Annotated in this window: 22 protein-coding genes; 9 read left to right on the top strand and 13 right to left on the bottom strand. The window is 63.8% G+C overall.

All coding sequences use genetic code 11. The annotated features are described in order from the left end of the window. Nucleotides 1-91: 91 nt before the first annotated feature. The 4 genes from VGO12_RS09175 to VGO12_RS09160 form a co-directional block, all read right to left on the bottom strand. Nucleotides 92-556: a hypothetical protein gene (locus VGO12_RS09175; RefSeq protein WP_327512431.1), complete on the bottom strand. Its 465-nt coding sequence runs from the start codon at nt 554-556 to the stop codon at nt 92-94. Nucleotides 557-814: 258 nt separating this feature from the next. Continuing rightward, on the bottom strand, nt 815-1180 hold the full coding sequence (locus VGO12_RS09170; RefSeq protein WP_327512430.1) for a hypothetical protein: 366 nt from the start codon (nt 1178-1180) through the stop codon (nt 815-817). Nucleotides 1181-1382: 202 nt separating this feature from the next. Continuing rightward, nucleotides 1383-2672, bottom strand: a complete 1290-nt coding sequence (locus VGO12_RS09165; protein ID WP_327512429.1) for an FAD-binding oxidoreductase — start codon at nt 2670-2672, stop codon at nt 1383-1385. Nucleotides 2673-3088: 416 nt separating this feature from the next. Beyond that, nucleotides 3089-4594 carry a L,D-transpeptidase gene (locus VGO12_RS09160; RefSeq protein ID WP_327512428.1) on the bottom strand — a complete coding sequence of 502 codons (1506 nt, stop codon included), beginning with the start codon at nt 4592-4594 and terminating at the stop codon, nt 3089-3091. A 167-nt stretch (nt 4595-4761) separates the two neighbouring features. On the opposite strand from VGO12_RS09160, the gene VGO12_RS09155 reads away from it, so the two are divergent. The 3 genes from VGO12_RS09155 (at nt 4762) to VGO12_RS09145 (ending at nt 6436) form a co-directional block, all read left to right on the top strand. Continuing rightward, nucleotides 4762-5604: a DUF4432 family protein gene (locus VGO12_RS09155; RefSeq protein WP_414650698.1), complete on the top strand. Its 843-nt coding sequence runs from the start codon at nt 4762-4764 to the stop codon at nt 5602-5604. 77 nt (nt 5605-5681) lie between these two features. Continuing rightward, nucleotides 5682-6020 (top strand): TIGR01244 family sulfur transferase, encoded by a 339-nt coding sequence (locus tag VGO12_RS09150; RefSeq protein WP_327512425.1) that lies wholly within the window; start codon nt 5682-5684, stop codon nt 6018-6020. Between the two features lie 65 nt (nt 6021-6085). Beyond that, nucleotides 6086-6436: a cupin domain-containing protein gene (locus VGO12_RS09145; protein ID WP_327512424.1), complete on the top strand. Its 351-nt coding sequence runs from the start codon at nt 6086-6088 to the stop codon at nt 6434-6436. 335 nt (nt 6437-6771) lie between these two features. Here VGO12_RS09145 and VGO12_RS09140 read toward each other — a convergent pair whose 3' ends face one another. Genes VGO12_RS09140 through VGO12_RS09130 form a run of 3 tightly spaced genes read right to left on the bottom strand, consistent with a single transcriptional unit; the run spans nt 6772 to nt 10365 of the window. After that, nucleotides 6772-8418: a thiamine pyrophosphate-binding protein gene (locus VGO12_RS09140; protein ID WP_327512423.1), complete on the bottom strand. Its 1647-nt coding sequence runs from the start codon at nt 8416-8418 to the stop codon at nt 6772-6774. A 45-nt stretch (nt 8419-8463) separates the two neighbouring features. Beyond that, entirely contained in the window at nt 8464-9408 is a 945-nt protein-coding gene (locus VGO12_RS09135; RefSeq protein ID WP_414650697.1) for a DMT family transporter, read from the bottom strand. Nucleotides 9409-9429: 21 nt separating this feature from the next. Further along, nucleotides 9430-10365, bottom strand: coding sequence for an alpha/beta hydrolase (locus VGO12_RS09130; RefSeq protein WP_327512421.1), 936 nt, complete (start codon nt 10363-10365; stop codon nt 9430-9432). A 187-nt stretch (nt 10366-10552) separates the two neighbouring features. Between VGO12_RS09130 and VGO12_RS09125 the strand changes: the two genes are divergently transcribed. From VGO12_RS09125 to metF, 4 genes are all read left to right on the top strand, one after another. Further along, the gene (locus tag VGO12_RS09125) at nt 10553-11335 is read left to right on the top strand and encodes a ribonuclease T2 (RefSeq protein WP_327512420.1); all 783 of its coding nucleotides are present in this window, start codon (nt 10553-10555) and stop codon (nt 11333-11335) included. Nucleotides 11336-11552: 217 nt separating this feature from the next. Then, nucleotides 11553-13202 (top strand): energy-dependent translational throttle protein EttA, encoded by a 1650-nt coding sequence (gene ettA, locus VGO12_RS09120; protein ID WP_327512419.1) that lies wholly within the window; start codon nt 11553-11555, stop codon nt 13200-13202. A gap of 215 nt (nt 13203-13417) precedes the next feature. Beyond that, nucleotides 13418-14437 carry a metalloregulator ArsR/SmtB family transcription factor gene (locus VGO12_RS09115; RefSeq protein WP_327512418.1) on the top strand — a complete coding sequence of 340 codons (1020 nt, stop codon included), beginning with the start codon at nt 13418-13420 and terminating at the stop codon, nt 14435-14437. 2 nt (nt 14438-14439) lie between these two features. Further along, complete coding sequence (metF, locus tag VGO12_RS09110) at nt 14440-15390, top strand: methylenetetrahydrofolate reductase [NAD(P)H] (protein WP_327512417.1); 951 nt, start codon at nt 14440-14442, stop codon at nt 15388-15390. A 1001-nt stretch (nt 15391-16391) separates the two neighbouring features. Here the strand turns inward: metF and VGO12_RS09105 are convergent. The 5 genes from VGO12_RS09105 to VGO12_RS09085 all read right to left on the bottom strand — a co-directional run bounded on the left by VGO12_RS09105 (nt 16392) and on the right by VGO12_RS09085 (nt 21996). After that, the gene (locus VGO12_RS09105; protein ID WP_327512416.1) at nt 16392-17330 is read right to left on the bottom strand and encodes a DMT family transporter; all 939 of its coding nucleotides are present in this window, start codon (nt 17328-17330) and stop codon (nt 16392-16394) included. 232 nt (nt 17331-17562) lie between these two features. After that, nucleotides 17563-18786 (bottom strand): lytic murein transglycosylase, encoded by a 1224-nt coding sequence (locus VGO12_RS09100; RefSeq protein ID WP_327512415.1) that lies wholly within the window; start codon nt 18784-18786, stop codon nt 17563-17565. A 253-nt stretch (nt 18787-19039) separates the two neighbouring features. Further along, nucleotides 19040-19831 (bottom strand): GH25 family lysozyme, encoded by a 792-nt coding sequence (locus VGO12_RS09095; RefSeq protein ID WP_327512414.1) that lies wholly within the window; start codon nt 19829-19831, stop codon nt 19040-19042. Nucleotides 19832-20072: 241 nt separating this feature from the next. After that, nucleotides 20073-20741 carry a class I SAM-dependent methyltransferase gene (locus VGO12_RS09090; protein WP_327512413.1) on the bottom strand — a complete coding sequence of 223 codons (669 nt, stop codon included), beginning with the start codon at nt 20739-20741 and terminating at the stop codon, nt 20073-20075. Between the two features lie 4 nt (nt 20742-20745). Continuing rightward, nucleotides 20746-21996 (bottom strand): DUF3419 family protein, encoded by a 1251-nt coding sequence (locus VGO12_RS09085; protein ID WP_327512412.1) that lies wholly within the window; start codon nt 21994-21996, stop codon nt 20746-20748. A 178-nt stretch (nt 21997-22174) separates the two neighbouring features. Here VGO12_RS09085 and VGO12_RS09080 point away from each other — a divergent pair, with 178 nt between their 5' ends. Together VGO12_RS09080 and VGO12_RS09075 are read left to right on the top strand one after the other, a co-directional pair. Beyond that, entirely contained in the window at nt 22175-23728 is a 1554-nt protein-coding gene (locus VGO12_RS09080) for a putative bifunctional diguanylate cyclase/phosphodiesterase (RefSeq protein WP_327512411.1), read from the top strand. Nucleotides 23729-23906: 178 nt separating this feature from the next. Then, on the top strand, nt 23907-25256 hold the full coding sequence (locus tag VGO12_RS09075) for a serine hydrolase (RefSeq protein ID WP_327512410.1): 1350 nt from the start codon (nt 23907-23909) through the stop codon (nt 25254-25256). A gap of 40 nt (nt 25257-25296) precedes the next feature. Here the strand turns inward: VGO12_RS09075 and VGO12_RS09070 are convergent, their stop codons facing one another. Beyond that, on the bottom strand, nt 25297-26343 hold the full coding sequence (locus VGO12_RS09070) for a lytic transglycosylase domain-containing protein (protein WP_327512409.1): 1047 nt from the start codon (nt 26341-26343) through the stop codon (nt 25297-25299). Between the last annotated feature and the right edge of the window lie 94 nt (nt 26344-26437).

Raw genomic sequence — 26437 nt, 5'->3', positions numbered from 1 at the left:
TGGGTAGGTCCGGGCAGGGCGGCGACTTCCTTGCGCCGACAACAGATGTCGAGATGCGCGCCGTGAGGTGCGCCGGGAACAGTTTTTCGTCTCACGTAGCTTGGTCTACGGCCAACGGCTGAAGTTCGAACGCCACTTCCCTTGCATAGATCGAACCATAAAGCCCAATCGATGTGTCAAATGTCACCTCAATGTCGCCGCTGACCGGACTCTCACACGTTTCCCAGTTCGAAGCTGCCTCGTCGGCGTCAAGTCGGCGAATCCTAAGCGCCGAGATGATTGACGATGCGTTTCCCGTCAGCTTGATGCCCGAGACACCACTCATTCGCATCGTGACCAGCGAATGACGATCGAGGGCAAAATAACCTTGCGGTCCAAGTTGGTTCGTCATCCTGAATGTTCGAAGGGTCAGCGCAGCGTTTCCTCCGGCAATCTCCAATCGTTCCAGCTCCGCGTCGTGAAACGTCGGGCAGTATCCCAACCAATCGATAACAGTTTGGCCGCCCGAAAGAGAAGCAAAGAGACCTTCATCGGTGTTCCGGTATAAATGCGGCATGTTGTGCAATCCGAAGTTTGAATAATTGTTGTAGGAAGTAGTCTAGGCGGCGCCAATATGTCCGCAAGACGGCAAACGGCGCGGTTCCCCGCTTCGGTCCGACCACAGACGAATGCGGCAGGCTGCGACGGACCAATCGGAGACTTGACTGAGGCGTCTTGCGCGTGACGCATGCTCTAACGCGACCGGATCGCCGATCTTGCGACGCGGCCGCAGAAAAACGCCACCGGATGCACGCAAAGTCGACGATCGGCACCGCTAATGCGAATTGGCCGCGACCGGCCGTCTGCGTTTCGAGACAGCCTCGTCGAGCTGGTTGTCGTACCAACGGTCCGGGAATTTGATGTCCCACATCAGATGGCGCAGGTCGCCCGCGTCGATGTCCCTATAGCCCAGTTCCTCCAGCCGAAGCAGAAGCAGCATATGATCGGCAATGACGATTAGCCGGGCGTAGTTGCCGACCTGAACCAAGACCGGGCGCATCGCCGCGTAAGAATTGAAGCCAATCGAGGCGGCGATTGCCTCGTCGAAATGCGATGATTTGATGTGGGGATAATTGTCCCGAAGCGATTTCTTCAGGGCGGCGATGTTAGCAGACGAGAACCTAACCTGCGGATTCCACATATGACGATCCGATGCTCTTGGCCGAAGTCTGCCGATTACACTTCGACGTTGATGAACACGGTCGTCGAGTGGAATTCTAACGGCCCTTCAACCCGGCAGCAGGTTTGGATAGGCACCCGTAGTGGAAGCTACACGCCGAGATTCCAACATTCAAGCCGAGGTTTGTCGCAAGCTCGACGCACGCGCCGAGTGCACCGCCCGCTCAAAACCGCCGGTCGATGAAATGCTTCGCTTGCGCGCCCGCATGATAAAACGCCGACTTCACGCCGCGCCAGCTGTCGGGGGTAACCGGCGTTTCAGCAAGCGGGATGGCTGATGCTTCGCCGGTGACATGGTTGGCAAGCGCCCGGCCGAAGACGGTGCCCGGCGCGATGCCGCGGCCGTTGTAGCCGCTGACGGAGACGACGTCGGGGGCGAGCGTGTGCATGGCCGGCAGGTTGTTGGTGGTCATGCCGATGCGGCCGTCCCACCAGTATTCGAAGCGGAAATCACTGAGGAACGGGAAGAGCTTGCGCAGCGAGCGGGCGGCAAAGGCGCGGTGCGTGCCTTCAGCGAGCGCGTCGAGCCTGCCGATCGAGCCGAAGATCAGCCGGTTCTGCTGGTCCATGCGGAACGAGGTCATGACGAGGCCCGTGTCCCAGGTGCCCTGGCGCTCCGGCAGGATGCGGCTTGCGACCTGTTCCGGCAGCGGATTGGTCGCGAACTGGAAATAGGGCAGGATCGTCAGTTCCTGCGTATGCGCCTGCCAGGGGCTTTCGGCGAAAAGGCCGCCATAGGCATTGGTGGCAAGGATGACCTTCCTGGCCCGCACGACGCTGTTGCCGGCTTTCAGCACCCAGCTGTCGCCCTGGCGTTCGGCACCGGTCAGTGGCGTGTCGGTGTAGATTTCAGCGCCGGCGGCAAGCGCGGCGCGGGCAAGGCCCCGGGCATAGGCAAGCGGCTGGATCGTGCCGGCGCGGCGGTCGAGCAGGGCGCCGGAAAAGCCTTCGGCGCCGGTGAGCGCGTGTGCGCGCTCGGCCGACAGCGCCTCGACCGGGGCGCCGCGCTTTTGCCATTGCGCTTCGCGATCCTTGATCTCGGTGACGCCTTCGCTGCCGACGGCCATGTGCAGGGTGCCGTTCCTCACGGCCTCGCAGGCAACCCCGTGCTTTTCCACGAGTGCATAGACCATCGACGGGCCGTCGCCGAGTTCGGTGAGCAGCCGGTTTCCGGCATCAGGGCCGAGCGTCGAGATCAGGTCGTCTGGCTTTACCCACATGCCTGCATTGACGAGGCCGACATTGCGGCCGGACCCGCCAAAGCCAATCATCTTCGCTTCGGTGACCGTTGCCTTAACGCCCTTTTCGGCGAGGTGGAGGGCTGCCGAGAGGCCGGTGAAGCCGCCACCGATGATGGCGACATCAGTCGAAAGGTCGCGGTCAAGCGGCCGTGTCTCGGGCGCGGCCGGTGCCGTCGCATGCCAGAGGTTGGGCAGGGTGCGCTCCGTCGCCATCCGGGCAAAATCCTTCACGTGCGGCCGCAATGCCGGCCATGGTCTTCGATATATCAGGTGATAGCGGATCGCCGGGAAAATTCTCATGACAATGTTTCATGAAGTCATGATGCACAGGACGGTCTGCGGGGAGGAGCGGGCGGGCGCCCTGCCGGGCCTTGAAGCCGGATCGTGAAAAAGAACCGCAGCTGGGTCGTCGGCAGCTGCGGTCTTTTCAAATGGATAGATCTGAAAAAATTTTGCCGGACGCCCAAGCGCCGGCGAAAAGACATTTAACACGGGTTGCCTGTCGTGGATGGTCGAGCAAGCATCCCCATCATCTATGCTGCAGGCGCGAAGTCACTCACCCAATTGGGGGAAGCCCCAAGAAAAATGCCAAAAAAACAACGCTTCGGTTAACAGCCGGCCGGGTTCGCTCAGTCGACGAACTCGACCGTGACCCCGGTGCTCACCATCTTGGCAAGTTCCGTCGCGTCCCAGTTGGTGAGCCGCACGCAGCCGTGACTCTGGGTTTTGCCGATCTTTGACGGTTCCGGCGTACCGTGAATGCCGTAGGTCGGCTTCGAAAGCGCGATCCAGACGGTACCGACGGGCCCGTTCGGGCCTGGTTGCAGGGTCAGCACCTTGTCGTTGTTGCCCTGCTTGAAGTTGATCTTCGGATTGTAGGTGTAGCCCGGATTGAGGGCGATGCGCTCGACATTGACGGTGCCCGATGGCGACGGCGTGTCGGACGAACCGATGGTTGCCGGATAGGCGGCGATCAGCTTGCCGGCCTCGTCATAGGCAAGCACCTGCTTGCGGCCCTTGTCGGCGAGGATGCGGGCAACCTTGCCGGTTTTGTTGGCGCCCGGATTGATCACCTTGATGATCGTGCCGGGGATGGTGAAATCGACGCCGGGGTTCAGTTCGCGCAGATAGGCTTCGTCCATGTGGAACTTCTCGCCGAGCATTTCCGTCGTCGAGGTGAAGGACATGTGCGGAAGCTGCGCCTTGTGGGCGTAATCCTCGGGGATCGAGGCGACATAGGGGCCGGCGGCGTCAGCTGCCGTGATCGTGTAGCTGGTGATCGGCATGCCGCCGCTCATGCGCAGCCGCTCCAAGATGTCGTCGGTGTTGTTGGGGTCGAGCGTTTCGCCTGTTGATTGCTGCCAGGCCTCGATCGCCTTGGTGACGTTCGAGCCCATCTTGCCGTCGATGACACCGGGCGAAAAACCCTCGCGGTCGAGGAAGACCTGCAACGCGGTGATTTCGGCGCGCGACTTCGACTTGACCGAGATCGCCGGCGGCATCGACGGGCCGGCCGGGCTGCTGACGTTTGGATCGATCGAGGCTTCCTCGGTGCCGTCGATCAGGCCCGGCAGGCTGTTCGGCAGCTCGTTGCCGTCAGTCGAGGGAGGCACGACGTCGCGATAATCGGGGATCGAGCCGGTGGTGACCTCGCCGGGTTCGGAGTAGCCGTATTCGGGCTCGGAATAGCCATAGCCGCGGTCGCGGTTGCGCGGGCGCTGGTTCGAATAGATGTCGACGTCGCCCTGGCGACGGTAGCCACCGCCATAGTCGGGCTGGCGCTCGCGGCCATAGTCGCCCTGGCGTTGGCCGCCGTAGTCGCGTTGACGGGCGCGATTGTTCGGCACAACGGTCGCGACCACGTTGCCCCAGCTGTCGATGAGCAGCGTGCGGCCGCGGCTGTCGCGCATGGTCTGCACTTCGTCGGCGCCCGGCACGTAGTCGAGGATCTCGCCATTCGGCGTCACCAGCATGACATCGTCGCCATAACGGTTGGACCCGCGATAATCCTGCGCGAAGGCGGCCGTCAAATCCACGGCGAGAAAGCCGGCTGCGGCGAGAAACGAAAGGCCTGTGCGGGTCGCTGACGTCACGAGAGAACCTGTTTTCATAGACATGGATGTGGCGCGGTACATTTGGATTTCGACGTTAATGTGAAAAAAATGAATTCATCATGAACAAGCCGTTAAATTCTATCTATGTGGCGCAGCGCGAGGCTTCAACCGATGAATTGTGTCTTTCCTCGGGTATCATCTCTTTGTGATTGCACTGATTCTGCGGCCGATCTGAGGAAGGGGACATGCTGAAAACGCTCGAAGAACCCACCGACAGGCAAGAGAATCACGTGCTGTTCGACCGTCTGTCGGCGCTCGACATCGCCGCTTTCGTCGTCGACGGCGTCGATCTTTCGCCGGGCGACGCCATCCCTTCCGACGGGGATCCCAGGATCGACCGGGCGCTTGCCGGATTTCTCTTCACCTGCGGGCCAGAGCACATCCGCCATCCTGAGACGATCGAGGGTCGCCGGGACTGTGCGCGCTATCCCTTGCACGGTTCGCTTGCCGGAACGGCGGTCACGCGCACGGAGATGGGCGAGGGCGGCAACGCATGCACGGCGACGATCGAGGTGACACTTGCAGATGGCGGGCATGCGCGGGTCGAGCGGCGCTGGCGCAACGATGCGGAGCGAAACGAGGTGAAGCTGGAGGATCGGGTCATTAACGCCGGCACCTCGGCCTTTGCCCCGATGATGATGTATCACCTCAACGTCGCCGGCCGCCTGCTCGGTGCAGATAGCCGGATCGTAAGCGCGTCGCTCGAAAACGGTGAGCGCGGCTGGCGCTTCGGCGAGGGCGAGAGCGCGCATTTCTGCCTTCCGGCGGCGGTCGGCGCCGACGGCTGGTCGCAGGTGACGCTCGCCGGACTTGCAGGCCTCGGCGGACGAAGCCTGCATGTGCGCTTCCGCGCCGACACGCTGCCGTTCCTGCAGATGTGGCGCTGCCAGCGCGGCGACGCCGACGTGATCAGCATCGAGCCGGTGTCGCATCGCATTGCAAAGCGACCGGACCTGGCCGCGGCAGGCGAGTTGACACCGCTTCAACCGGGCGAGGGGCGCAGCTACGCGATTGCTTTTGCCGTCGTCTGAGCTGCGGCTTTCGATTGACGGGAGATATGGCTGCGCCTACATCAGGGGCCACCTCATTTCCTCAAGGGAAGACGACCATGGACATCCGCCCGATCAACGACGAATACTCGGTCACCGGCCAGATCAGCGTCGAGGATCTCGACCAGATCAAGGCGCTCGGCTTCAAGTCCATCGTCTGCCACCGCCCGGACTTCGAAGCGCCGGATCAGCCGACCTTCGATTCCATCGCGGCGCGTGCCGAAGAGCTCGGGATTGAAATCAAGCACATCCCGGTCGGCCCGATGGGCGTGACGGCTGACGCAGTGAAGAACATGGTCGACGCGCTCGACGAGTTTCAGCGCCCGATGCTCGGCTACTGCCGCTCCGGCGCGCGCTCGACTGCCGTCTACCAGCAGACCCAGCATATCCGCGGCTGAGCCAGCTTCCCGTTTCTGAAGATCGCGCTCGGCCCGTTCGTTCCATCTGACAACGGAGGATCGGCATGGCCGACGCGCATCTCATATCGCGTGAGCAATGGGCCGACGAGCCCGGCGTCTGGAAAGGGGAGTTCGAGGGCGGCGCCTATGGCGCTGGCGTCTCGGTGATCTTCGTTTCCACCGACGAGATCGGCTACGGGCCGAAGCTGCACCGCCATCCCTATCCCGAAACCTTCATCGTGCGCGTCGGCCGCGCCCGCTTCACCGTCGGCGATCGCACCATCGACGCCGAGGCCGGCCAGATCGTCGTAGCGCCGGCCAATGTGCCGCACAAGTTCGAAAACCTCGGGCCGGGGCGGCTGGAGACCATCGACCTGCACGAGGCCGGCGCGTTTTCGACGGAGTGGCTGGAGTAGGGGGAGGTTCAGTTTATCGGCGCAAGTGGATAGGGCGCAGGCGTGTTTCCCGCGCCGCCGACGCGGCGCTGCTGGATTCCTGTGACGAGCACAGGAATGAGGGAGGGGAGGAAGCGCTTCGGGACGCAAAAACGTTGGTGACGGGCTGAAACCCGTTTTGCGCGATGGCAGGTATGTTGATGCGGGCGTGCGGATGGTGGAGCGATCCGCAGGGGCATCCTCGATCAAAGCAACCCACAGCGTTGGCTTTCAGACCGCCCTCATTCCTGTGCTTGTCACAGGAATCCAGCCACGGCGCGTCTGCGCCGTGATTGAACCCGTCTTAACAGGCCTCCTCAGCCGGCCCTGATCTCGCTCAGCGTGCGCGTCGGGGTGATCGCCTCGGGGTCGAGCTTGATCTCGATGATCGACGGCTTGCCGCTGGCGCGGGCGCGCAGGAATGCGTCGGCAAACTCTTCCGTTCGCTCGACCGTCTCGCCGTGGCCGCCATAGGCGCGGGCGAGCGCTGCGAAATCGGGGTTGGTGAGGTCGGTGGCGCTGACGCGGCCGGGATACTCACGCTCCTGATGCATGCGGATCGTGCCGTAGATGCCGTTGTTGACGACGACGGTGATGATGGGCAGGCGGTAGCGCACCGCGGTTGCGAACTCCTGTCCATGCATCAGGAAACAGCCGTCGCCGGCAAAGCAGATGACCTCGCGATCCGGATGAAGCTGCTTGGCCGCGACCGCCGCCGGCAGGCCGTAGCCCATGGAGCCCGAAGCGGGGGCGGCTTGCGTGGCAAACCGGCGGAAGCGGTGGAAGCGGTGCACCCAGGTGGCGTAGTTGCCGGCGCCGTTGGTGAAGATCGTGTCCTCAGGCACGTTCGCCTCGATCCAGTTCATGATCGGGCCCATCTGCACGGAACCCGGTCCGGTCTCGGGCGGTGTCGACCATTTGAGGTAGGCCGCATGCATGGCCTCGGTGCGGGCCGACCAGGCCGGTTCGCCGGAGGGCGCAAGCTGCTCGAGTGCGGCGACGAAATCGCTCGGGCTTGCGGCGATCGCCAGTTCCGGGCGGTAGACGCGGCCGAGTTCGGATGTGTCGGGGTGCACATGCACCAGCGTCTGGCGCGGATAGGGGCTGTCCATCAGCGTGTAGCCGGAGGAGGGCATTTCCGAGAAACGGCCGCCGACAAGCAGCACGAGATCGGCTTCCTTGATCTCCTTTGCCAAAGCAGGATTGATGCCGATGCCGACATCGCCGGCGTAGCTTGGGTGCAGGTGGTCAAACAGCATCTGGCGACGGAAGGAGCAGCCGACCGGCAGCTTCCAGCGCTCGGCAAAGCGCTGGAACTGAGCGACGCTTGTCCCCGTCCAGCGGGTGCCGCCGAGGATGGCGATCGGCCGTTTGGCATGTTCGAGCATCTCGCCGAGCCGTTTCAGCTGGGCAGGACCTGGATGGCCCTCGACCGGCTGGTAGGGTTGGGCGGCCGGCGCTTCTGCGCTGCGCGTCAGCATGTCCTCGGGCAGGGTCAGCACCACCGGGCCGGGGCGGCCGGAGGTGGCGACGGCAAAGGCGCGGGTGACGAATTCGGGAATGCGGGCGGGGTCGTCGATCTCGCCGACCCATTTGGCGACCTCGGTAAAAGCGCGGCGGTACTCTATCTCCTGGAAGGCCTCGCGCTCACGCGCCTCGCTCTGCACCTGGCCGATGAAGAGGATCATCGGGATCGAATCCTGCCGCGCGACATGCAGGCCGGCCGAAGCGTTGGTTGCGCCCGGACCGCGGGTGACCATGCAGATGCCGGGCTCGCCCGTCAGCCTGCCCCAGGCGTCCGCCATCATGGCCGCACCACCCTCCTGGCGGCAGACGAGCACGTCGATGCCGGTGTCATAGAGCGCGTCGAGCACGGCCAGATAGCTTTCGCCCGGCACGCAGGCGATGCGCTTGACGCCGTTTGCGACGAGCGCATCGACGATGAGCTGACCTCCAGTTTTCATGTCTTTCCTCCCGTTGGTCTTTCTTTTGTTGCTTGACCGCCCCCGTCAGATCGCGGGCGACACCGGTGCTACGCTCGTGTCCTTGTTAACGCGGCGCTCGCGCCAGATGATGTAGAGACCGGACCCGATGATGATGGCGATGCCGAGCCATTTCAGCGCATCCGGCAGGTCGCCGAACACCAGCCAGCCGAAGATCGTCGCCGAGACGATTTCGAGATATTGCAACGGCGCCAGCACAGAGGCAGGTGCTGCGCGATAAGCGTAGACGCCGAGCACGCCGGATATGGTGGCGGTGACGCCGACGCCGAGCAGGTAATACCAGGTCACGCCCTCAGGCCAGACCGGATCGAAGACGCTCGAGCCGGTGCCTTCGCCCAGATACAGCAGCACGAGACAGAAGAGAGCGCCCCAGATGCCCGCGTGAAACTGCATCGACCAGGGATCCTCGTTCTGGGCGACCATGCGGGTGACGAGCAGGAACACGGCGAGGCCGAAGGCGGCGACGACAGGCAGAAGGGCGATCCAGCCGACCTCCTGCATGCTCGGCTGGATGACGAGCAGGGCACCGAAGAAGCCGACGCCGCAGGCGGTGTAACGCCGCCAGCCGATGGTCTCTTTCAGGAAGATGCTGCCGAGGATCGTCAGGATGATCGGCTCGACAAAGAAGATCGCGATCGCATCGGCGACCTCCATCACCTTTAGCGTGGTGATGAAGGAGAGCATGGTGACGACCAGCAGCCCGCCTCGCAGCGCGTGAAGTCCGGTCTTCCTCCAGGTGAGGTCGAAGAGGGTTCCGCGCATCAGCACGACCGGCAGGATGAAGACCACCTGAAGCAGAAAGCGCACGGCGGTAATTTCCGCCGAGGGGACGGTGGCGATCGCGAGCTTGGCGAAAATGTCGATCAGCGGCGAGAGCAACACCGAGATCACCATCAGCGTCAGGCCGAAGGAGATGCGATTGTGATCGGTGCTGATCCTGGGAAGGGGCATGTCGGCCATCAGGATTTCCGGTCAGCGCTTGTCTGCCACGGCCCGAAGGCACCAGGCGGCGAAGTCGGCGGTCGCCTGCTCCCGGCCGAGCTCGTTCAGGGTCTCGTGACGCATGCCATCATGGACGGTGGCGGAAACGTTGGTCAGGCCGGCCGCCTTCATCCGGGTGTCGAGCCAGCGGATGGCATTGCCCATTTCGGTCGACGGGTCGGCGCTGCCGCCGACGAGGTGAACGGGCAGCCCCTTCTTGAGCCGCGCCAGCCGGTCTGGCCGGGCGCCAGCGTAGGACAGCCGGAAAAGGTCGAGCCAGAGCGAGACGGTCGCATCGAAGCCGCAGAGCGGGTCGGCGGCATATTTGGCGACCTCGGCATTGTCGCGCGACAGCCAGTCGAGCTCGGTCTTGCGGTCCTTGATGGCGCCGCCCCACATGCCGAAGGTGAGTTTCGTCAGAAGCGGGCTTGGCACGTCCGAGCCTTTGAGCGCCCGCTCGATCTTCAGGATCAGCTGGCCGCCACGGCCGGCAAGCCCCGGTCGGAAATTGGAATTCCAGACGGCAAGCGCGTCATAAAGGGAGGGATCGGTTTCGGCAGCGTTGAGCGCGATCAGACCGCCCATCGAATGGCCGAAGAGCACGACCCGAAGGCCGGGGTGCGCGGCGGTCGCGATCTCTCGCACCGCGCGGATATCGGCGAAGACCTTGTCGAGACCGTCACGGCGCGCAAACATGCCGAGCTGGGCGTCCGGCGCGCGCGTCTCACCATGTCCGCGATGGTCGTGGGCGTAGACGTGAAATCCGTCACCCGCCATCGCCTCGGCAAAACGGGCGTAGCGGCCGGAATGTTCGGCAAGGCCGTGGCTGATGAGCAGGATGCCGCGGGCATCGACTTCAGCCGGAGCATGACGCCAGGCGAGCGCTGCACCGGACGGGCTTAGAAGTGTCTTCACCTGCCCGAACATCTTTTCTCCCGGCAACAATCTCGACAGACCAACCGCGATTTCAAATCGATTTGTGCGGCAAAGGCAATCGCCGCTTGTTGATCGTTGCGCATGAGGTCACAAGCGATTTGAAGACGCCCATATTAAGGGTTGCAATTTTCCCGTTTTGAGCGATATTTGTTCCTGTTCTGTTTTCGCGGAGGATGGCATGATGCATTTCTGTAAAGCGATCTCACGTCCGGTGTCCGGCGCAATTGCGGCGCTGGCGCTCTTGCTTGCGCCGTCAGCCTTTGCTGCGGGCGAAGCCGACGCGGGGCAGGCCGGGCCGGGGAGCGGCGCAAGCCGAACCGAATATGTGCTGGCGGTGAGCTGGCAGCCCGGCTTCTGCGAAACGCGGCCGGAGCGCAAGGAGTGCACGACCCAGACGGCGGAGCGCTTCGATGCGACCAATTTTGCGCTGCACGGCCTTTGGCCGCTGCGCAAGAGCTATTGCGGCGTGGCGGCCGAGGTGCGGGCGAAGGACCGCTCGGGCAACTGGCTGGAGCTGCCGAAGCTTGCGATGGCCGACGAGACCGCGTCACGGTTGCTCGTCGCCATGCCCGGCGTGCAATCCGGCCTTGATCGGCACCAGTGGCTGATGAGCGGCACCTGCCAGGCAAGTTCGGTCGACGACTATTTCGCCGTGCAACTGCGTTTGCTGGAAGAGCTCAATCGCTCGGCTGTCGGGGCGCTGTTTCGCCAGGGCATCGGAACGGAGCTCGACGAGACGGCGATCAAGCAAGCCTTCGACCAGAGTTTCGGCGCGGGCGCCGGGGATCGGGTGCGCATGCGCTGCCAGACGGTCCAGGGACGCAGCGTCATCACCGGGCTGACGATCGGCTTGACGGGCGACGTCCTGAAGGCATCGAGCCTTGGGCCGTTGATCCAGGCGGCGGGAACGACCGCGTTCAAATGCGCCAGGGGCATCGCCGACGGCGCCGGCCGCGGATAGCGCGTTTCGCCGGCGTGGGGCTGGAGAGGGCGCCACGTGTCTGAGCGCAAGTGGGCCCCGCAGGGTTCCGGCTGCCTGCTTGTCAAGGCGTGCCGGGGGTTCCGTCAGGGGGGTTGGTTTTGGGATAGGCGGGGGCGAATGCCTTTGATCATTGCCCCCTTCCACTAATTCGCCTACATAGCGGGCAAATTTCCTTATCCCTGCGGAGCATTCCCTCATGGCACGTCAGTTCATCTATCATATGGCCGGACTTAATAAGTCCTATGGCGCAAAGAAGGTCCTGGAGAACGTTCATCTGTCGTTCTACCCGGATGCCAAGATCGGTATTCTCGGCCCGAACGGCGCCGGTAAGTCGACCGTGCTGCGCATCATGGCCGGCCTCGACAAGGAATTCACCGGCGAAGCCTGGGTTGCCGAGGGTGCGACCGTCGGCTACCTGCCGCAGGAGCCGCAGCTCGACCCGACCAAGACCGTGCTTGAAAACGCCATGGAAGGCGTCGCCAAGAAGAAGGCGATCGTCGACCGCTACAACGAGCTGATGATGAACTATTCCGACGAGACGGCGGAAGAGGGCGCCAAGCTTCAGGACATCATCGACAGCCAGAACCTGTGGGATCTCGAGAGCCAGGTGGAAATGGCGATGGAAGCGCTGCGCTGCCCGCCGGGCGATGCGGAAGTGACCAATCTGTCGGGTGGTGAAAAGCGCCGCGTCGCGCTCTGCAAGCTGCTTCTGTCGCAGCCGGACCTGCTGCTCCTCGACGAACCGACCAACCACCTCGACGCCGAGACGATCGCCTGGCTCGAAAAGCACCTGCGCGAATATCCGGGCGCCGTGCTGATGATCACCCACGACCGCTACTTCCTCGACAACGTCACCGGCTGGATCCTCGAGCTCGATCGCGGCCGCAGCATTCCCTACGAAGGCAACTACTCGGCCTACCTCGTCGCCAAGGCCAAGCGCATGCAGCAGGAAGGTCGCGAAGAGGCCTCCCGCCAGAAGGCGATCGCCCGCGAGCAGGAATGGATCGCATCGAGCCCCAAGGCCCGCCAGGCCAAGTCCAAGGCGCGTATCCGCTCCTACGACGAACTGGTCAACGCGGCTGAAAACCAGCGTCCGGGCGACGCCCAGATCATCATCCCGGTCGGCGAGCGTCTCGGCCAGGTGGTCATCGAGATGGAAGGCGTCACCAAGGGCTATGGCGATCGCCTGCTGATCGACGGTCTGTCCTTGAAGCTGCCGCCGGGCGGCATCGTCGGCATCATCGGCCCGAACGGCGCCGGCAAGACGACGCTCTTCCGCATGATCACCGGCCAGGAACAGCCCGACGGCGGTTCGATCCGCATCGGTGAAACCGTGCATCTGGGCTATGTCGACCAGAGCCGCGATGCTCTCGACGGCAACAAGACCGTCTGGGAAGAAATCTCCGGTGGTGCCGAAGTCATCAAGCTCGGCAAGCACGAGATGAACTCGCGCGCCTATTGCTCGACCTTCAACTTCAAGGGCGGCGACCAGCAGCAGAAGGTCGGCAACCTTTCGGGCGGTCAGCGCAACCGCGTTCACCTCGCCAAGATGCTGAAGGCCGGCGGCAACGTGCTTCTGCTCGACGAACCGACCAACGACCTCGACACCGAGACGCTGGCAGCGCTCGAAATCGCGCTCGAAAACTTCGCCGGTTGCGCCGTCATCATCAGCCACGACCGCATGTTCCTCGACCGCCTGGCAACGCACATCCTCGCCTTTGAGGGCGACAGCCAGGTCGAGTGGTTCGAAGGCAACTTCGAAGACTACGAGAAGGACAAGATCCGCCGCCTGGGCCCGGATTCGGTCAACCCGAAGCGCGTCACCTACAAGCGTCTGACACGCTAGTCGAGGCACGGCGCCGCGATCTGCGGCGCCACTTGCGGCAAGAGTGTCGCGCGTGCATCGAAGCTCATCCTGAAACGGGCGAAGCGCAGGCTCCGCCCGTTTTCCTATGTATGGCCTGTTCTCGCAGCGCCGTTGTTTGGCCCTTGCGCGCAAATCCGCTTGCACCAGCATCGCAAATCACATAAACATATCTTTATGTGTTGATGGGGATCGCGATGGCTGCGCAGGGCGAACTGGGACTGGATGCGCTGGTGGACGTTCTGAAGGCGGCGGGTGAGCCGACCCGGATGCGTCTTGTCGCGTTACTTGCCGCGGGCGATCTCACCGTCACCGATCTTACCGAAATTCTCGGGCAATCGCAGCCGCGCATTTCGCGGCACCTGAAGCTGCTTGCCGAGGTCGAGCTCATCGATCGCTACCAGGAAGGCGCCTGGGCCTACTTCCGGCTGAGGCAGGACGGCGCCCGTGTCGGCCTGGCGCGGGCGATGCTTGCCTCGGCCTCGCTCGACGATGCCGTGCTTGCGCGCGACGCATCGCGGCTCACCACACTGAAGAAGGCGCGGTCGGAGAAAGCGCAGGCCTATTTCAGCCGCAACGCCGCCGGCTGGGACGAGCTTCGCCGCCTGCATGTGAGCGAGCGCGACGTCGAGACGAAGCTGCGCGAAATGGTGGGTGACGAGCAGGTCGAAAGCCTGCTCGATCTCGGCACCGGCACCGGCCGCATCCTGCAACTCTTCGAGGGCCTCTATCGCCGCGGCGTCGGCGTCGACGCCAGCCGCGACATGCTCGCGGTGGCGCGCTCCAATCTCGACCGCGCCGGCATCACCAAGGCGTCGATCCGTCATGGCGACATCTTCAACCTGCCGCTCGACGGCCAGACCTTCGATCTCGTCACCATTCATCAGGTCTTGCATTTCCTCGACGAACCGGAAGCGGCGATCGCGGAAGCCGCACGCATGCTGACGCCGGGCGGGCGGCTGGTCATCATCGATTTCGCGCCGCACGGGCTGGAGCACCTGCGCGACGAACATGCCCATGCGCGCCTCGGCTTCTCGCATCAGGCGATCGCCGACTGGCTGTCGAAATCAGGGCTTTCGCTGGAGAAGGCGACCGACCTGTCGCCGGAGGGGGCGGACGAGGGCAAGCTGACCGTGACGATCTGGCTGGCGCGCGACCGGCGCGCCGTGAATGAGAATGAAACGCCGCGGCCGCGCGCCCAGGCGGGGGGAGTTTGATAATGACGGCACAGACGCTTTACCCGGCCGAGCGCGGCAATCTGAGGCTCTCCTTCGAGTATTTCCCGCCGAAGACCGACGAAATGGAAGCACAGCTCTTCCAGACGGCGGAAGACCTCTCCGTCTTCGCCCCGGCCTTCGTCACCGTCACCTACGGCGCCGGCGGTTCGACCAAGGCGCGGTCGCTGACCACCGTGCGGCGGATGATCGAGGAAAAGGGCTTTGCCAATACCGCGGCACACCTGACCTGCGTCGGCGCGCCGAAAGCGGAAGTCGATGCCGTCATCGACGAGTACATCCAATGCGGGGTCCGGCACTTCGTCGCGCTGCGCGGCGATCCGCAGGGCGGCATCGGCAGCGTCTACCAGCCGCATCCGGGCGGCTACGAGAGCAGCACCGATCTGGTGAGGGCGATCCGCGCGCGCGGCGATGACATCGAGATCTCCGTCTCCTCCTATCCGGAGAAGCATCCGGAGAGCCCTGACGTTGACGCCGACATCGACATGCTGAAGCGCAAGGTCGATGCGGGTGCGAACCGGGCACTGACGCAGTTCTTCTTCGACAACAATGATTTTGAGCGCTACCTGGAGCGCGTGCGCCGCGCCGGCATCACCATCCCAATCGTTCCGGGCATCCTGCCGATCAACAATCTCACGCAGGTCCAGAAGTTCGCAGGCCTCTGTGGCGCCAGCGTGCCCGAGGCGATCGTCACGCGGCTGATCCACCTCGAAGACCAGCCGGCCGAGCGCTTCAAGGAGGCGACCCACATCGCCGCCGAGCAGATCGTCGATCTCGCCCGCCGCGGGGTGCGTGATTTCCACCTCTACACCATGAACCGCACGCCGCTGGTGACAGCCGTGCTCGATCTCGTCGGCTTCGAGCAGGTCGCGCCGCAGGCAGGCGAGGCGGTCGACGAGACTCAGCACAAGCGGGTGGCGGGCGCTGCCGCCTGAGCAAGCCCGGCGCCGTGCGGGCGTGTCCTCGGAACAGCTCCTTGGGTCCCGCCGCATCTTCCCTTCAGGGCGCCGTGCGTTCGCATGAACGCACAAAGGACGCCTTGGCGCGTTGATGACGGAACATCGTTTCCGGCCTGAAGTGTTTTCGCTCTGAGGCAGGGTACTCTGGCCGCAGCCCTTTCAAGGGGAAGACACGCGGCAATCCAGCGTGCGGCGGTGCTTCGTGCGCGCCGAACCGGGCGTGTGGCATTGCCGCCGCCGGAACTTTGGGTGGTTTCTTTTCGACTTGGCGAGGCCCGGCGGGGTCGCGAGGCGCTCTCAATTCCTGCCGTACTTTCCATCGGGCGCGCCGATCGAGGCAAGCATGCGCTGACGCGCATCAACGGCTGCATCGCGGCATCGGAGTTCGCCGCAAAAGGAAAGCGCCCGAAGATCGGATCTTCAGGCGCTCTCTCGTTTGTCGCAGCGTCCAGACCTTGTGTTGTCCCTGAGGTCTAACGTGTTTGATGCTGCAAAAATGGTTTCCCGGAATTTAAGTCCCTATTCGGTTTGGACTCTCCGCGGCCGCTCCCTAGATGAAGAGCATCGTGGCTACGAAAACGAACGCTGCACTGATCATGAGGACGTTCAGCGAATGTGTAAGGCCCATGGAAGACCCTCCCTGCGTTGACGCGTTAAAACATAGGGCGAAATCAGGGAGGGTTAAAGGGAAACTTGTGCTGCAGTGCGAAATCCGTGAGCCTCGAAACCCTTATTCACAGGGCTATCCTTATGAAATGACTTCCATTTCGTGGCTGCCACATTTTTTTCACAATCGCTTCAACACGGTTAATGTAAACGTTTGTAACCGAGCGTGAGTGCGTCAGCGAGGAACGTATCGGGGCGCTTGATTCCCCCGCCGCCACCCGTAGTTGACGGCGGGAAAAAGCATGCCGGCTTCCTCATGGCTAGAAGGTTGCGTTCGCCGGCCGGCTGCGGTCAGGGGCGAGGTGCAGGCGTCAGATCGTGCGGTTGCGACGCAGGATCCGGCCATCGAGCACCGCCAGGCCAAGCGCGATCAGCGCCATGCCGGCAAAATCCGCCGGCTGGAGCGTTTCGCCGAGAAACAGGTAGCCGAGCAGGATCGCGCTTGGCGGCACCAGAAGCGTGACCAGGGAGGCATTGGTGGCACCGGCTTCCCGCATGATCCGGAAAAAGAGAATGTAGGCATAGGCCGTCGAGACCAGCGCCAGGCCAAGGATCGACAGGATCACCTCAAGCGGCGGCATCGGCAGAAGCCAGGGCGTATCGCTGAAGGCGGCCACGGGCAGCACGATCAGCGTCGAAGCCGTCAGCTGACCCGCAGCCGTCACCGGCGGCGCCAGATCCCGGAACCGCTTGCCGTAGGTTGCGGCAAAGCCATAGCTGACCGCCGCAAGCACCGGCAGCAGGAGTGCCCAGAGCGGCACGTTCGTCGATGTGCCGAAGAGGCCGGCGACGGCGCTCGGCCCGATCAGCACAATAGTGCCGGCAAGCCCGAGCAGGCAGCCGCCGATCTTGGCGGAGCTGAGCTTCTCGTCATCGGTTGCCCTGTTGGCGATGATGACCGTCCAGACCGGTGTGGTGGCGTTGAGAATTGCCGCCAGCCCGGCGCCGATCTGCGTCTGGCCGAGGAAGATGAAGGCATGCGGGATGGCGTTGTTGATCAACCCCATCAGCGCGAACTCGCGCCAGCGGCCGGCAAGGGCCTCGTACATGCCGAAGCGGCCGCGAATGTAGAGATGCAGCGCAATTGCCGCGAGGCCGAGTCGCAGGAAAACGAGCGTGAACGGCGGCACATGCGTGACCGCAACGCGGGCGAAGAAGAATGACCCGCCCCAGATGAGGCCGAGAAGCGCCAGCAGCGCCCAGGTCGTGATGTTCATCTGCTGGCCGGCGACCGCGGTGCGTGCGTTCATGGTTGTGCCTGTCCGTTCGGGTTTCCCGCGTCTCTCATAACCCGGCGCTAAAAAAGCCACCACCCGGTTCTTGCACGCGCGACAGCCGGGGCGGGTGGTAACTTCGATCGCGGGGCGTGCCGGACGGAGGCGTGGGTCCGAAGGGGCAGGACACGAAAACCCCCCGCAGACCTTTCGATCTGCGGGGGTGTTGGTTTCAGCCCAAGGTCGGGCCGGCGGTTGCCGGTCAGGCTTAGAGCGCGTTCAAAAGATCCAGCGTTGCCCAGCCGTCGGCCGGGCGCCCGAGGCGAAGCTGCTCCTTCTGCAGCGCTGCGCGGGTACCGGAGCCGAGGATGCCGTCGATCTTGCCGACGTCGTGCCCGAGCGTCTGCAGCTTGGTCTGCAGCGCCTTCATGCCGGTGTCGTCGAGGCCCGGCTCCGGATTGCCGCCCTCATAGGTGGGGGCGCCACCGAGGCGGGTCGCGAAGTAGGCGGCCGAGGTCGTGTAGATGAACGACTGGTTCCACTCGAGATAGACGTTGAAGTTCGGATAGGTCAGGAAGGCCACGCCCTTGCGGCCCTGCGGCAGCACCAGCGAGGCTTCGAGGTTGCCGAACGCGGTGTCGCCGTCGCGCGGCTTGACGCCGAGCGCAAACCAGTCGCTAGCCTTCATGCCCGGCTGCAGGCCGGTCTTTTCCCAGGGGAGCTCGGCGGGAACGTTGACTTCCTGGATCGCTGGCTGGCCGGCCGTGAAGCCGAGGCTCTTGATGAACTTGGCCGCGGTCAGGATCGCGTCGGGCGAGCTCTTCTTCAGGTTGACGTGGCCATCGCCATCGCCGTCGACGCCGTAGGCGATGATGTCTTCCGGCAGCATCTGCACCTGGCCGATTTCGCCGGCCCAGGCGCCGGTCGTCGTTGCCGGGTCGAGGTCGCCGTGCTGCACCATCTCGATCGCCGCGATCAGCTGCGGACGGAACATTTCCGGACGGCGGCAGTCGTGCGAGAGCGTCACCAGCGCGTCGCGGGTGTTGAAGTCACCCTGAACGGCGCCGAAGTCGGTCTCCATCGCCCAGAAGGCGGTAATGACGGGGGCCGGAACGCCGAATTCCTTCTCTGCGCGGGCAAAGACGTCGGCATATTCCTTCATCTTCTGCTGGCCGATATCGAGCCGCGACTTGCTGACGGTGCGCTTGGAAAACTCGGTGAAGGTTTGCTTGAAGACGCCCTGCGTGCGGTCTCGGCTCAGGACCTTTTCATTGATGGCCGCGCCCGCAAGCGCCCGGTCGGCGACATCGGCCGGAACGCCCTTGGCGACCGCCTCGGCCTTGACGCCCTGCAGGAACGCGCCGAGGTCGCCGCCGCAGGCGACGGCCGGCGTTGCTGCCTTGGGCTGTGCAGCCGTCTGGGCGGCAGCACCTGTGGCTGTCAGCGCCAGGAGTGCAACGGAGGCAAGCGCGTGCCTGGTGGTGCGGATCATCATAAATTCCTTTCTTTGCCATGGCATGCGGGACCATCGCCACGGGCAGTCAAAACGGTCAATGCGCTGCCGATTTCCTTGAGATCGTGACCGATCGAGGCGTGAAACCATGCAGCAGGTTTAAAGTGCTACAGCGACCATTGCGCGTCCTTCGAGATGCGCAATGGTCGCTGTAAATCTGTCGATGCTCTCTCAGAGCATTATGACCGAAAGAAGAAAATGGGTTTGTCGGCCGCACCTATCGGCAGGTTTGTCAATTTTGTTTCGGTTGCGAGACTGCGGCGACCCAGTTCTTCCAGTTTTTCGCCGAGCCGGCGAAGACATTGATATCGGTGGCGCCGTCGATGCCGGGAATGACGCCGGTGCTGGTGTACTGCCAGAACGCCCAGCGGCGCTCCACATAGGTTTCACCCGGATGCTTGGCGACCGAGCGCACCCAGAAGTGATGCTCCTTGAACTGGTCGACGAGATTGTCGCGGTGGAAATCGACCGAGGTGTAGATGATCGGCCGTTTGCCGTAGTGGGCCTCGAGGCGATCCATGAAGCGCTTCATCTCGACGCGCACTTCATCCGGCGACGGGCGATGGCGGCAGGTCTTCGATTCGCCGTTCCATTCGACGTCGAGAACCGGCGGCAGGTAGACTGCGCTCTTCGGAACGTTGGCGATGAACCAGTCCGCCTGGTCGTCGGCGGTCGAGCAGAAGTAATAGAAGTGATAGGGCGCATAGGGGATGCCGGCGGCACGCGCCTTCTGCCAGTATTCGTCAAAGCGGGTATCGACCCGATCCTTGCCTTCCGTCGCCTTGATGAAGGCGAAGGAAACGCCGGACTGCTTTACCTTCGTCCAGTTGATATCGCCATTCCATTTCGAAACGTCGATGCCGTGGATGTTGTGGTGCTGCGGCGTGCGCTCACCGAAGTTCTGCGGATCCGTATCCTGAAAACGCGGCGGGATCGATGCCGTCTGCATCAGGTCGTAATCGGTCGACGAACAGGCGGAAAGGAGGGTGGCAATGGGCAACAGAGCCAGGAGAAGCCGGCGCATGGGGTACCTGTCTAGAGACGAGCGACGATCCTGCCTCACACGATGGCTTCCATATCGGTGATTTCCCCCAGCGAGGCGTGAACCCCATCTTCACCATATCATCGTAAAAATTGGGTTAGCTCAAGCGGGAATTGCGCGAAGCGGCGAGGCGTGAAAGCACCACAAACCGGTCGGTTGCCGGTGCGGCCCGCTCAATTGCCAGGGACCGCGGATCTCCGGGCAGGGCGAGCGGGCGCTTGTCTCAGGCTGCGATTGCGACGGCCGGGCGGTGATAGACCGCAAGCCAGGCGTAGCCGCGGCCGATCGCGCGCCGCTCGAGGTCGGCGCCGTTCTGCCTGGCCCTGTCCCGCAAGACGTCGAACAGGCGCTCGCGCGGTGTGACGTGAAAGCGGTTGAGCCAGCCGTGCAGGGCGCGGCGAAAGCTCTCAGGCAGGCGCTCCTGCTGACCGAAATCGGCGATATGGAGCGAGCCTCCCGGATTGAGTGCTGCGATCGCTGCATCGATCGCCTCCTGCCAATCCGGGATCATCGACAGCGAGTAGGACAGCACGATGTGGTCGAAGCCGCGTTCGCCGAAGATCGCCGGGTCGAAGTCCGTCGCGTCCGCGACCTTGAGGGCCGCGCCGCGCTTGCCGCCGCCATTCAGCTTCGCGTCGGCCGATGCCAGCATTTCCTGGGAGATGTCGAGGCCGAACAGTCGGGCGGAAGGGAAGCATCGTTTGATCAGCGCCAGGTTCCGTCCGGTGCCGCAGCCGACCTCGAGCACGGACGCGCCCGGGGACGGCTGCATGTCGCGGATCAGCGTGTCGCGACCGAAAAGATAGTACTTGCGCGTCAGGTCGTAGAAATGCCGCTGGTAGCGGTACATGTGGTCCATGCGCCGCGCGTGGGAAATCCCGGCGTTACCCATGGGCTCAAGCCTTCTTCCGGTAGATGTGGAAGCCGCCGTAGATGGCGGAGCGATCCTCGGCCCCGAGCCTCAGCGCGGTCTCGGCATCATAATGCCACTGGTCGAGCAGGGCGGCCGAAACGCGACCGGGCAGGATGCTGTCTTCGGCGGCGGTGCGGAAGATGACGACGGCGTCGGTGTCGGCCGTGCGGGTGATCTCAGTCCACAGATCGTTCAGCTGCTGGTCGTTCATCCAGTCCTGCGCGTCGAGCAGGATGTAGCGGTCGACGGAGCCCGCGGCCTTGCGGGCAAGCAGCTCGGTGAAGCTGGCATGATGGACCTCGACGCGATCGGCGTTGTTGCGGATCGTCTCGTAGGCGCTGGCATCGAGATAGGGCGGCAGATCGCCTTCATGCGGCAGCGGATAGCGGCGACCGAAGGCCTGCCAGGCGAAATAGTTCTCCCGCAGGGGGAAGTGACAGGTTAGCTTTTCGAGGCGATGGCGCAGGACCGCTGCGAGCGACTTTTCGGCGCTGAGGCTCGCAAGCTCGTCGAATTGCTGCGGCGGGATGCCGAGGCCGAAGAGCGAGCTCTTGCGGCCGGTAATCCAGCGGATGACCGGGCGGTCGAACAGCGGCGCCAGGCGCTCGTCGAAGAACTGGCGCTGCTCGCGCATCGACCGCGCCTTGACGAATTCTTCCGGGTTGACGCCGTGGAGACGGGCGAGCAGATGGGCTGCCGCAATGAAACGGCCGAGCAGGCCGGTGCGATAGATGTTGCGGTTAAAGACGCCGATGCGGCGGCGGCCTGTGAGGTCTCGGCCGTTCCAGTAGCTGCGTGTCGCCGGGTCGAGCTTTTGAGCAAGGAAGAGATCGAAGGCCTGGGCGTTGGTGCCGGTCCCTTGCGTTGCCAGGAACCGCGTGACGTCCTTGTGGCTCGGCAGGTGGCGGAACGCAGCTAGCTTCAGGCGGTTGAGCGCGATATGGTGCGGATTGAGATCGACGACATCTATCCTGCGCGGCCCGGCCGACAGATAGGTCAACATGTTGCAGCCGCCCGAGCCGATGGTGACGATCCGGCTGTCGGCGCCGAGCTGCATCGCTTCCATGTCGACGATCGGATCCTCCCAGATCTGCGGGTAGACGAGGCCTGAGAAGAGCAGGCCGAAGAGGCGTTCCGAAAGGCCTGCGAGCGAGAGCGTCTTGTGCTGCAGCAGGGCGTTTTTCAGCTTCGGGTTTTTTCTGCCAAAGCCGACGTCGGGAGCGAGTTCATTCATCTCTGACGGTCATCCAGTTGAAACTTAGCCGCTTCTAAATTGACTCGGCTACACTTTGATGACGGGCTTTCCACAGCTCTCGGGGGGCGGCGGAGATGGGGTGACTGCTATTTTTTACCCATAAGAATTCATTAAACCCTGGCGTGCTAGCACCTTCTCATATTCGGGGGGCGTCGACATGATGTTAAGAACGTTTCTGCCGAAGCCCGAGCAGCGATTTGCAGCTGTCGGCACGGCATTGGGAGCTTTGGTGTCTGCGGCGTGGTTCGCAACCGAGACCACGCTGCCTCAACAATCCACGGCGCACTGGGACGTTCCCGCCGTGCTAGCAGCAGGCGCGATGCCTTTCATCCTTGGCGGCTCTTTCTATCGCTGGCGCTATTCGCGCCGGCTTGAGCTCGAGCTTCACGCCGCCCGCCGCGCCGAGCGTCGCCTGCGCCACGAGGTTCACCGCGACAAGCTGACGGGACTTGCCAATCGTGCGGCGCTGGAAGTCGACATCCGGCAGGCGCTCGTTGCCGACGGTGCTGCCTTCGAGCGCAGCGCGCTGCTTCTGCTCGATCTCGACCGCTTCAAGGCGGTCAACGACACGATGGGACACGACGCTGGCGATCGCTTGCTGAAGCAGTTCAGCGCCAGGCTCAGGCGCGCCTTTGCCGGGGATGCGAGCGTCTACCGGCTGGGCGGCGACGAGTTCGTGGTTTCGGCGGCGGGCGCGTCTTCGCAGGCCGAGGCCGAAGCGGTGGCGACGCGTATCGAGCGGCTCTTCGAGCAGCCTTTCGATCTCGGGGAGGCGCAGGTCGCCTCGGGCTGCAGCATCGGTGTCGCCTTTGTCGAACGGTCGGACACCGCGACGGGCGATGTGCTGAAGCGGGCCGACCTCGCGCTCTACGAAGCCAAGGCGATCAGCGGCAACAGCCATGCCTTCCATTCCGAGACGATGTCGCATGCCGTGCGGCAGCGGGCGGAGGCGGAGCGCGCTCTGGCGCGAGGCCTGAAGGAGGAGGAGTTCTTCCTCGAATTCCTGCCGATCGCGGGTGCGGAAACGGGCGCCATTCGCGGCTTCGAAGCGTTGCTGCGCTGGCAGCATCCGCTGCGCGGCGTCATTGCCGCGGAGGACTTCGAGTTGCCTGAGCAGGGTGCCGCCACCCTTGCGCTCGGCGCCTGGGCGCTGGCGACGGCGTTGAGGCATGCCGTGACGTGGCCCTCGCCGATGGGGCTGACGCTCGTGCCTTTCGCGCCGCAACTGAAGGATCGTGATTTTGTCGGGCAGGTGGAGCGATGCCTCGGCCAGGCGGGTCTGCCGGCAGGGCGCCTGACGGTCGAGGTAGCGGAAGATTTCGCAAGCGAGGATCTCGCCCTCGTCGCTGACAACCTGCGCGGCTTGCGCGCGCTCGGCGTGCGCGTCGCCCTTGGCGGCGGGGCGGCCTCATCCCTGCCGTTGAACCCATTTCCCAACCTGAAGCCCGACCAGGTGACGATCGACCTTAGCGCCGTTCGCAACGCGCACGGTGTCGAACGCAGCACGGCGCTGCTGGCCTGCCTGATCAAGACCGGGCAGGTGCTGCACCTGAGCATCGCCGTCAGCGGCATCGAGAAGGAGAGCGAGGCGGATTGCGCCCGCGCCTGCGGTGCGGCCGAAATTCGGGGCCCCTGGCTATCCCCGTCCTTGACCGATGTCACTGGATTGCTTGCCGTTGCGGGCAGCAGCGACCGCAGGTACTCCGCCTAGGCAAAAGCTGCCGTTGCCGAAGATCCTTTTCGCGCTTTTCGAAGGTGTGCAAAGCCTTGCGAAATGAAGAGTTGAAATCGGCAGGGCTTTTCCTGCCGGTGAAATACTGGTTCTCTTGGGGCATGCTGCTTCGCGCGTGGTATTGAACGTACGGCGCATGCTCCTTCCGGAGGGCCAGATGGGACGCTTTTTGAAGATATCAGGCGCGGTACTCGCACTGGTCGTGGTCGCGCTCGTCGGGTGGCTGAAGCTGGCGCCGCCGGACCTGCTCAGGGTTGGCGATGGCTATGCGGCGAAGATCGTCTGTTCCAACGTGTTCATTGCCGGGCGCGATGCCCAGACGGTGCTCTCCGACGACGTGCAGGCGCCGGGCCATCCGCTGCTGAAGCTTGTCCAGGTCGCCGTCGATGACAAGAAGCAGATGGTGACGGCGCGGATCCTCGGTTTCGCAGCCCCGGGCTATTCGGCCTATCGGCCGGGGGCGGGCTGCGCCAATCTTCCCGACGGCGATCGAACCGGGCTTGCGCAACTCGACAGCGTCGCGCCGAGCCCGCCGCCCCCGGCTGCCGCCTGGCCAGAGGGGGAGGGGGCAGAGATCGATACCGCGCTGCAGACGCTGATCGAGAATCCTGACCTTGCCGGGCCGGGCATGCGGGCGATCGCCGTGGTAAGGGATGGGCGACTGGTTGCCGAGACCTATGGCCGCGATTTCGACCGGTCGACGCCGCTGCTCGGCTGGTCGATGACCAAATCCGTCACCGCAGCGCTGATCGGCCTCCGGGTGGCCGAGGGGCGCATGGACGTGTCGCGCGCAGGCCTGCTGCCGGAGTGGGCTGGCGACGACCGCGCGAACATCACGCTTGCCGACCTCCTGGGCATGCAGAGCGGCCTCGAGTTCAACGAAAGTTATGGCGATGTCACCGACGTGACCCGGATGCTCTATCTCGAGACGGATATGGCGAGCTATGCGGCGGCAAAGCCGCTTGTGGCCAAGCCCGGCACGGACTTCCGCTACTCCAGCGGCACCAGCACCCTGTTGTCGCGGCTGTGGATGCGGACGTTCGACGATCCCGTCGCCGCGTTTTCCTTTCCGCACGACGCGCTGTTTGCGCCGCTCGGCATGAAGAGCGCGGTGATGGAGACCGACGAGGCCGGCACCATTATCGGCTCGTCCTACATGTATGCGACGGCGCGGGACTGGGCGCGATTTGCCCAGTTCCTGCTGCAGGACGGCGTCTGGAAGGGACGGGCGATGCTGCCGAAGGACTACGTCACCTTCATGCGCACGCCGACCAAGGCCTCCGGCGGCAAATACGGCCAGGGTCAGGTGTGGCTGGAGGAAAACGGCGTGCGGGCGGGGACCGGCAGTTTCCCGGCCGACAGCTTCTGGATGCTTGGCCATGACGGTCAGGCGATCATGCTGGTGCCTTCGCTCAAGCTTGCGGTGGTTCGGCTCGGCCTCACGCCCTCGCGGCTTGGCTACGACGTGCAGAAGCTCAATGCCAAAATAATTGAGGCGCTCGATTGAGCGCCTCGCAAGAAAATGACCTTCGGATCTGAGCCTCGGCTCACTTCATCCCGAGTTCTTCGAGCAGACCCTTGCGCTTGGCGTGGTAGTAATAGCCGCTTGCATAGAGCTTGACCGCGCTGTCGTGCTGGTTGTCGGCCACCATCCAGGCGCCGTGCAGATACTTCGTCGCGTATTTGAGATTGGTTTCCGCGTCGAACAGGCCTTCCGCCGGACCGTCATAGCCGAGGCCCTTGGCGGTGTTGTAGCGGATCTGCATCAGGCCATAATTGCCCTTGCTGTAGGCGCGCGGGTTGTAGTTGCTTTCGCGCTTGACGACGCGGTGCACGAGCTCGACCGGAATGCCGTTGAGATCGGCATAGTACTTGATCATCTTGTCGAGTTCGGGACGCGAGCTGGTCGGCGTCTTGGAGAACTTCATCGAATCCGGAATGACGCTGGCAACGGCAGCGACGGTCGAGCCGATGACGCCGGTCTTCGGGCGCTCGGTCGGCACGATCATGCGGTTTGCGACCAGCGTCTCGAGGCCGACGGGCTCGCCGGTGTCGAAGTCCGATTCCATCGCAGCGGCAACCGCAAGCGTCGAAAGCGGGAGATCCTGCACCCGGCCGGTCTTGCCCGCCGCGGGCGAGGGGGCGGCGGCTGCCATCTGGGTTGCGTCACCCGGGACCGGAGCTTCGGCCGCGGCAATGGCTGCGGTGGCGTTGGTCTGGCTTGTCGGCGCGACCATGGCAAGCGCCATGGTGTCACCCGGCTTGGCAGCGGGGACCGCCACCAGTGCCGGCGCGGCTTCGGCTCCCTCAGCCAGGTCGGTCGCGACCGGATAGGTGGCCGCGATACCGTTTGTCTGGGCGGCTGTCTGCGCCGTCAGCGCCGCGCTTGTGGCGGTCGCAACGCCATCCGGCGTCGGCAGCGCATAGGCGGTCATCTCGGTGCCGGGCTTCGCAAGGGGCGTGACCGTCTGTACAGCCGTAAGTTCTTCCAGGGACGTGTGCTCTACCGTCGAGCATCCCGAGACGATTGCCGCCGACAGCACTGCCGCCACGCCAAACGTCTGTTTGGAAAGGGAAATACGGTACTTCGCCATTCTGTCACTTTCGTGCTTCTGGGCCCCGTAGCCCCTGCAAATCAGCGGTTGCCAGCCGCCAAGCGTGAATCTCCATTAACCTATGCGGCAGGCG

The organism is Ensifer sp., from assembly GCF_035999135.1.
GTDB lineage: Bacteria > Pseudomonadota > Alphaproteobacteria > Rhizobiales > Rhizobiaceae > Ensifer.
Note: the sequence above shows the minus strand (reverse complement) of the source record. Positions and strands in the feature narration are given on the sequence as shown.